We start from the raw sequence: 7,696 nt of genomic DNA, 5'->3' as shown, positions 1-7,696 counted from the left end.
CCCCGGCACCACCGTCCTCGACGGTGAGCGCGTCGAGATCGGCGGCCTCGTCTTCGGATTCGTCGGCGGCGGCCTCCGCTCTCCCATGCGCACCCCCTACGAAGTCGACGACGAGACCTACGCCGCCAAACTCGCCGCCCTCGGCCGGGTCGACGTGCTCTGCTCCCACATCCCGCCCGACGTGCCCGAGCTCTGCTACGACACCGTCGCCCGCCGCTTCGAGCGCGGCAGCGCGGCCCTGCTGGAGACCATCCGCGCCACCCGCCCCCGGTACGCGCTCTTCGGCCATGTCCACCAGCCGCTGGCGCGCAGAATGCGCATCGGGGCGACCGAATGCGTCAACGTCGGCCACTTCGCCTCCACCGCGACACCCTGGGTGCTGGAGTGGTGACTCGCGGCGGGAGGTAGCCTTCACCGGCAGACCTTTCAGCTGACCATTCACCAGGGCGCGCACCGGTACGGAGGAGCCACACAGATGGCCGAACACACCAGCTCGAGCATCACGATCGAGGCGACGCCGGCCGAGGTCATGGCGGTCATCGCCGACTTCGGCCGCTACTCGGAGTGGACGGGCGAGGTCAAGCAGGCCGAGGTGCTCGAAAAGGACGAGCAGGGCCGCGCCAGCAAGGTGCGCCTGGTCCTGGACGCCGGAGCCATCAAGGACGACCACACCCTCAACTACAGCTGGCCCTCGGCCGGCGTCGTCGAGTGGTCCCTGGACAAGTCCCAGATGCTGCGCCAGCTCGACGGCTCGTACAGCCTGGAGCCCGAGGCCGGCGGCAAGCACACCAAGGTGACGTACACGCTCACCGTCGATGTGAAGATCCCGATGCTCGGCATGATCAAGCGCAAGGCGGAGAAGGTCATCATCGACCGCGCCCTCGACGGGCTGAAGACCCGCGTCGAGAGCGGCGCCGCGGCCTGACCCCCTGACCATCACGCACCACTCCGCCTGAAGGGCTCTCCTTGCGCACGGTCCTCGTCACCGGTCCCGGCGGCGCGGGCCGCACCACCGTCGCGGCGGCCACCGCCCTGGCCGCCGCCCGCGCGGGACGCCGCGCACTGCTGCTCACCAGCGACCGCGGCCCCGCCCCGGACGTCGTCCTCGGCACCACCCTCCCCACCGAGGGCACGGGCGAGGCCTGGGGCTGGCCGTGGGCGCCTCCGCGCGAGGCCGCCCCCGGGCTGTGGGCCTCCCGCGTGGCCCCGGCCGCGCACTTCCACGCCCTGGCCGAAGACCTCCAGAAGCGTGGCACCTCCGTCTTCGACCTCCTGGGCGCCACCCCCCTCGACCCCGAGGAGCTCACCGAACTCCCCGGCGCCGAACCCCTGGCGCTGCTCGCCGCCCTCCGGGCCGCGCACACCGAGCCGGACCGCTGGGACCTGCTCGTCGTCGACATGCCGCCCCTGCTGGAGACCGTGGCCCTGCTGGGCCTCCCCGAGCAACTCGGCCGCTATCTGCGCCGCCTGCTGCCCCCCGAGCGCCAGGCCGCCCGCGCGCTGCGCCCGATGCTCGCCCAGCTGGCCGGCGTGCCCATGCCCGCCCAGCGGCTCTACGAGACCGCCGAACGCTGGCAGCGGGAACTTACCGCCGTCCGCGACGCCCTGGAGGCGCCCGGCACGACCGTACGGCTCGTCGCCGAACCCGGCCCCCAGGCCGTCGCCGCCCTGCGCACCGCCCGCGCCGGGCTCGCCCTCCAGGGCTGCCGGATCGATTCGCTCGTGGCGAACCGGCTGCTGCCCGACGGCTCCGCCGACCCCTGGCTGGCCGCGCTCGCCGCCGAGCGGCGCGACGCCCACAAGACGCTGTGCGAGGAGTTCCTCGCCGACGGCGTCACCGTGCGCGAACTGCCCCACCTCGGCCGCGCCCCCCAGGGCCTCGAAGACCTGGAGGTCCTGGCCGCCCGCGCCACCCTGCCCACCGCGGACCGCCCGCCCGCCGAACCCTGGGCCGTGGAGGACCGCCTCGCCGCCGACGGGATGCTGATCTGGCGGATCCCGCTGCCCGGCGCCGACCGCGAGGGCCTCGGACTCGTCCGCCGGGGCGACGAACTCGTCGTCTCCGCCGGTCCGTTCCGCCGCGTCCTCACCCTGCCCTCCGCGCTGCGCCGCTGCGGCGTCGCGGGGGCCGGGCTGCACGACGGCGAGCTGTGCGTGCGCTTCGTCCCCGACCCCGGCCTGTGGCCCCGGACCCCCTGAGCCGTCCGGAGTCGGTCGGGTAACGTCGAGGGAAAATCCAGCCAGCGGGAGTCCGTCATGAGCGAAGCCACCGAGCGCCCCGGCCCCGGCCAGGCGCCCGACCCCGATGCCTGGGAGCGGGCCTGCGCCGAGGACCTCGCCGCCGAGAACGCCCGCCGCCGCGCGGCCGGCGGACCGGGCGAGCAGCCCGGCAGCGCCGCCGAGGAGCTGCGCAAGCTCGTCGAGGCCGTGGCCGGCAAGGTCTCCTCCCTCCAGCTGCCGCTCGCGGGCGCGGCCGCGCAGGGGGCCGTGCGGGAGCTCGTCGAGCAGGCGAAGGCGGCCGCCCTGCCGGTCATCGAGCGCAACCCCCAGGTCTTCGACCACCTGGCCGCCGCGGGCTCCGAACTGCTGGCCGCCTACCGCGCCGCCGTGACGGGCCAGGAGGCGCGCTGGACCCGCGACGAGCCGGCGCACGAGCCCCCCGCGCCGCGCGAGGGCGAGGCGAAGAGCGGGGGGAGCGAACGCATCGACCTCGACTGATCTCGCCCTCCGGTACGGTTAGTCCTGGCGGGGTTCGAGCGAAAAACCGAGGTACACATGGGACTCACCATCGGCGTCGACATCGGCGGCACGAAGATCGCGGCCGGCGTGGTCGACGAAGAGGGCTCGATCCTCGCGACGTGCAAGGTGCCGACCCCGGACACCTCCGAGGGCGTGATCGACGCGATCGCCGACGCGGTCCGCACGGTCAGCGAGGGCTTCGAGGTCGAGGCCGTCGGCATCGGCGCCGCCGGCTATGTGGACGACAAGCGGGCCACGGTCCTCTTCGCCCCGAACATCAACTGGCGCCACGAGGCGCTCAAGGACAAGGTCGAGCAGCGCGTCGGCCTCCCGGTCGTCGTCGAGAACGACGCCAACGCCGCCGCCTGGGGCGAGTACCGCTTCGGCGCGGGCCAGGGCCACGACGACGTCATCTGCATCACCCTCGGCACCGGCCTCGGCGGCGGCATCATCATCGGCAACAAGCTCCGCCGCGGCCGCTTCGGCGTGGCCGCCGAGTTCGGCCACATCCGTGTGGTGCCGGACGGCCTGCTCTGCGGCTGCGGCAGCCAGGGCTGCTGGGAGCAGTACGCGTCGGGCCGCGCGCTCGTCCGCTACGCCAAGCAGCGCGCCCAGGCCACCCCGGAGAACGCGGAGATCCTGCTGGGCCTCGGCGACGGCACCCCCGAGGGCATCGAGGGCAAGCACATCAGCGACGCCGCCCGCCAGGGCGACCCGGTGGCCATCGACTCCTTCCGCGAGCTCGCCCGCTGGGCCGGCGCGGGCCTGGCCGACCTGGCCTCGCTCTTCGACCCCTCGGCGTTCATCGTCGGCGGCGGCGTCTCCGACGAGGGCGACCTCGTCCTCGACCCGATCCGAAAGTCCTTCCGCCGCTGGCTCGTCGGCGGACAGTGGCGCCCCCACGCGCAGGTGCTCGCCGCGCAGCTGGGTGGCAAGGCCGGCCTGGTGGGAGCGGCCGACCTGGCCCGTCAGGGCTGAGCAACGGTGCATTTCTGAGCGGAGGGGCGATGCTCGCGGACCTGCCGGAATCCTCGACCGACGCGGAAACGTCCGTGGTCCGCGTGCTCTCCTACAACATCCGCTCCATGCGTGACGACGTCGCGGCGCTGGCCCGGGTCATCCGGGCCTGTGCGCCCGACGTCGTCTGCGTTCAGGAGGCGCCCCGCTTCTTCCGCTGGCGCAAGGCGGCCGCCCGCCTCGCCCGGGAGGCGGAGCTGGTGTACGTCACCGGTGGCGCCACCGCCTCGGGACCGATGATCCTCACCTCGCTGCGCGCCCACGCGGAGCGCGCGGAGGACGTGCTGCTGCCCCGGCACCGCGGTCTCCACCAGCGGGGCCTGGCCACGGCCGTGCTGCGCTTCGGCCGGGCCCGGCTGGGGGTCGTCAGCTGCCACTTGAGCATCGACGCGGACGAGCGGTACGCGCAGGGACGGCTGTTGCTGGAACGGGCACGGGGGCTGGGGGTGCCGCACGCCGTGGTGGCGGGCGACCTCAACGACCGGCCCGACGGACGGACGTTCGGCCTGCTGGCCGGGGAGCTCCAGGACGGCTGGGCCGTCAGCCCGTGGGGGCGCGAGCACACCACACGGCTCGGCGACCCGCTCCAGCGGATCGACGCGGTCTTCGCGACGCCGGGCGTCGAAGTGCTGGGGTGCGGGGTGCCGATGGGGTTGCGCGGCGTTGTGGAGAGCGATTTGCGCGCCGCGACGGATCATCTGCCGGTGCTTGCGGCTTTGCGAGTGCCGGCGGCTTAGGGCGAGGAGAGAGGCCCCACTCCCGCCCTTTCTCCCCCAGCTACCGCTGGGAGGTGCCCCCAGTTTCCTGGGGCTCCGCCCCCGGACCCCCGGTCCTCAAACGCCGGACGGGCTGATTTAAACCACCGCGCCGCGCCCCGGATCGTCGTCCTCGTCCTCGTCGTTGTCCTTCATCCGCAGGACGAGCGTGGCGAAGCCGCCGAGGAAGCCGCCCACGCCCAGGGTCGTCACCCACCAGGTCAGCTCCTGGCGCAGCAGCACCATGACGAGCAGCAGCAAGGGGCCGCCGAGGACCGCGATCCAGGCGAAGCGCGAGGTGACGTCGCCCGACGGCAGGGGCGGGGGCTCCGGCGGGACGAAGTGGCCCTCGTCCGCCGCCTCGGCGGGGCCGGTGGGCTCCGGTGTGGTCCAGTCGCGGGGGCCGATGCCCGGGGCGAAGACGACGGAGCCGCCCGGCCGTTCGGGTGCGGCCGGCGGGGGCTTCTCCTCGGGGGCCGGCTCGGGCCGGACGGCCGGGGTCTCCGGCGCGGCGTCCTTCGCCTTCGCCTCGTCCAGGTCGCCCGTCGCGGGCCAGCGGCCCTTCTCCGGGTCCGGCTGCTCGCCGTACGCGGCGACGAGCTCGGCCCAGGCGCGGTCCTCGTCCAGGGGGTCGCGGCTGTCGTCGCGGTCGCGGTTCGCGTCGGGCTCAGCCATGGGACGCCGCCGCGGGGGTGCCGGTGAGCCGGCTGATGAAGGCGTGGCTCTCCTCGAAGATCGTTTCCGCGTCGTGGTCCAGGGTGGCCACGTGGTAGCTGTTCTCCAGCAGCCGCTCGGTGACGTCCAGGGAGGAGACCCGGGAGAGGATGCGCGCCGAGTCGGCCGGCGGCACCACATGGTCCTGGGGGCTGTGCATCAGCAGCAAGGGCTGCGTCACCTGCGGCAGTTCGGAGTCCAGCCGCCGCAGGAAGCCGCGGAAGGAGTGCGCCGCCTGGAGCGGCACCCGGTCGTAGCCGGTCTCCTCGACGCCCGGCTTGGCTATGTCGCTGGCGATGCCCTTGGTCGTCCGCACGAGGTGACGCATCACCGGCAGCGTCCGGGCGGCCACTCCGTGCACCTTGTTGGCGGGGTTGACCAGGACGATGCCGGAGACCGCCGCCCCGTGGCGGGCCGCGAGGCGCAGCGTCAGGGCGCCGCCCATCGACAGGCCGCACACGAAGACCCGGGAGCACCGCTCCCGCAGCCTCCACAGCTCACGGTCGACCTCCGCGTACCAGTCCTGCCAGCCCGTGATCGCCATGTCCTGCCAGCGGGTGCCGTGCCCCGGAAGCAGGGGAAGCGAGACCGTCAGGCCCCGCTCCGCGAGATAATTGGCCCAGGGCCTTACGGACTGCGGGGAACCGGTGAAGCCGTGACACACGAGGACGCCGACCTCTCCGCCGTCATGGCGGAACGGCTCGGCTCCGGGGAGGAGCGGCACCGGGATCTCCGATCAAGGGAACGAGACAACGGACAACGAGAGGGTCTGGCCCTCAGCCTACGCGGAGCGCCGCACGGCGGGTAGGCAGGTTAAGGTCTCCTCGTCACACACAGGAGGTTCTCGGTTGTTCTACGGCGCAATGAAGCTGTCCATCGGCGGGTCGCTGAAGCTTGCCTTCCGGCCGTGGGTGGAGGGCTTGGAGAACATCCCGGCCGAGGGGCCCGCGATCCTCGCGAGCAACCACCTGTCGTTCTCGGACTCCTTCTTCCTTCCCGCGGTGCTGGATCGCAAGATCACGTTCATCGCCAAGCAGGAATACTTCACCTCCCCCGGGGTCAAGGGGAAGCTGACGGCGGCGTTCTTCAAGGGCGTCGGCCAGCTCCCGGTCGACCGTTCCGGTGCCCGTGGTGCCGGTGAGGCCGCGATCAAGAGCGGTATCGAGGTGCTGGAGCGCGGCGAGCTCTTCGGCATCTACCCGGAGGGCACCCGTTCCCCGGACGGCCGTCTCTACCGCGGCAAGCCCGGTGGGCTCGCCCGGGTGGCGCTGGCCACCGGTGCCCCGGTGATCCCCGTCGCGATGATCGACACGGAGAAGGTGCAGCCCCCGGGCAAGGTCCTGCCGAAGATGATCAGGCCGGGCATCCGGATCGGAAAGCCGCTGGACTTCAGCCGTTACCACGGCATGGACGGCGACCGCTTCATCCTCCGCTCGGTGACCGACGAGGTCATGTACGAGATCATGAAGCTCTCCGGCCAGGAGTACGTCGACATCTACGCGACCGCCGCCAAGCGGCAGATCGCGGACGAGGCGAAGAGGCAGGCCGAGGAGGAGAAGGCGGCGAAGGCCGCCGGCCTCGACAAGGCCGACACGACGGAGAAGGCGGAGGACAAGCCCGAGGCGTAGCCGCCCGGGCCCGGGGGGTCACGTCCATGACACAACGCACCGGCACCGGGCGCTCGCGTGCCGTGCGGATGTCGGTGGAGCTGCCGCTGTGGCGTGCCCTCACCGGCTATCGCATCCTCACGCTCGGCTACGCGCTGGCCCTGTTCTGCGTCAACTACCACGAGTACGCCCACCCGCTCGGCGCCGCGCTCTACATGGGCGTACTCACCCTGTGGATGCTGTTCACCTGGAACAAGGTCTCGGCTCCCGAGCGCTGCACCAGGTCCTTCCTGATCGCCGATCTGACGATCGCACTCGGCGGAGTTCTGCTCAGCGCCGTCGTCGACTCCGCCCAGCGCGTCGACGGAGGCGCGGCCACCCTCCCGTCCATCTGGACGGGCGGCGCGGTACTGGGTCTGGCCATCAAGGGCGGCTGGCGCTGGGCGGCCGTCGGCTCCACGCTGGTCGCCGTCGCCAATCTCGTCGAGCGCGGCCACCCGGCCCGCGACACCGTCCACAACGTGCTCCTGGTCTGGGTCTCCAGCATCGCCATCGGCTACATCGTCGAGGTCGCCCGCGCCAGTGAGCGCACCCTCGCCCGCGCCCTGCAGATCGAGGCGGCCACCCGGGAGCGCGAGCGGCTCGCCCGCGACATCCACGACAGCGTCCTCCAGGTCCTCGCCATGGTGCAGCGCCGGGGCGCGGCCCTCGGCGGCGAGGCGGCCGAGCTGGGCCGCCTCGCCGGCGAGCAGGAGATCGCCCTGCGCACCCTGGTCGCCGGCGGACTGGTGCCCCCGCGCCGCTCCGCCACGCCGCTCGCCGAGGACGACGGGCCCGCCTGCTCCACGGCCCCCGCCCCCGTCC

9 protein-coding genes and 1 pseudogene are annotated in these 7,696 nt (G+C 73.1%); 8 read left to right on the top strand and 2 right to left on the bottom strand.

Going from position 1 to position 7,696, the window contains the following annotated elements; translation table 11 throughout:
* From K6I33_RS28205 to K6I33_RS28180, 6 genes and pseudogenes are all read left to right on the top strand, one after another.
* Positions 1-391 (top strand): annotated as a pseudogene (locus K6I33_RS28205) (metallophosphoesterase family protein); the annotation flags it as partial.
* 84 nt (positions 392-475) lie between these two features.
* On the top strand, positions 476-925 hold the full coding sequence (locus tag K6I33_RS28200) for an SRPBCC family protein (RefSeq protein WP_229357362.1): 450 nt from the start codon (positions 476-478) through the stop codon (positions 923-925).
* Between the two features lie 41 nt (positions 926-966).
* On the top strand, positions 967-2,199 hold the full coding sequence (locus tag K6I33_RS28195) for an ArsA family ATPase (RefSeq protein ID WP_229357361.1): 1,233 nt from the start codon (positions 967-969) through the stop codon (positions 2,197-2,199).
* A gap of 57 nt (positions 2,200-2,256) precedes the next feature.
* Entirely contained in the window at positions 2,257-2,718 is a 462-nt protein-coding gene (locus K6I33_RS28190; RefSeq protein ID WP_229357360.1) for a DUF5304 domain-containing protein, read from the top strand.
* Between the two features lie 57 nt (positions 2,719-2,775).
* Complete coding sequence (locus K6I33_RS28185; RefSeq protein ID WP_229357359.1) at positions 2,776-3,717, top strand: ROK family glucokinase; 942 nt, start codon at positions 2,776-2,778, stop codon at positions 3,715-3,717.
* A 29-nt stretch (positions 3,718-3,746) separates the two neighbouring features.
* Positions 3,747-4,493, top strand: coding sequence for an endonuclease/exonuclease/phosphatase family protein (locus K6I33_RS28180; RefSeq protein ID WP_229357358.1), 747 nt, complete (start codon positions 3,747-3,749; stop codon positions 4,491-4,493).
* A gap of 117 nt (positions 4,494-4,610) precedes the next feature.
* Here the strand turns inward: K6I33_RS28180 and K6I33_RS28175 are convergent, their stop codons facing one another.
* Both K6I33_RS28175 and K6I33_RS28170 read right to left on the bottom strand, forming a co-directional pair.
* Positions 4,611-5,186: a hypothetical protein gene (locus tag K6I33_RS28175; protein WP_229357357.1), complete on the bottom strand. Its 576-nt coding sequence runs from the start codon at positions 5,184-5,186 to the stop codon at positions 4,611-4,613.
* Positions 5,179-5,949, bottom strand: coding sequence for a carboxylesterase (locus K6I33_RS28170; RefSeq protein ID WP_229357356.1), 771 nt, complete (start codon positions 5,947-5,949; stop codon positions 5,179-5,181). Before K6I33_RS28170 ends, K6I33_RS28175 begins: the two co-directional genes overlap by 8 nt.
* 124 nt (positions 5,950-6,073) lie before the next feature.
* Here K6I33_RS28170 and K6I33_RS28165 point away from each other — a divergent pair, with 124 nt between their 5' ends.
* Together K6I33_RS28165 and K6I33_RS28160 are read left to right on the top strand one after the other, a co-directional pair.
* A complete protein-coding gene (locus K6I33_RS28165) occupies positions 6,074-6,853 on the top strand; it encodes a lysophospholipid acyltransferase family protein (protein ID WP_374285970.1) in 780 nt (259 codons plus the stop codon).
* Positions 6,854-6,879: 26 nt separating this feature from the next.
* Positions 6,880-7,696, top strand: an 817-nt coding sequence (locus K6I33_RS28160; RefSeq protein ID WP_229357355.1) for a DUF5931 domain-containing protein, incomplete at its 3' end; no start/stop codon positions are given.

The sequence above is a fragment of the Streptomyces sp. UNOB3_S3 genome, assembly GCF_020740895.1.
Classification (GTDB): domain Bacteria; phylum Actinomycetota; class Actinomycetes; order Streptomycetales; family Streptomycetaceae; genus Streptomyces.
This window is presented reverse-complemented; position numbering and strand designations above follow the sequence as displayed.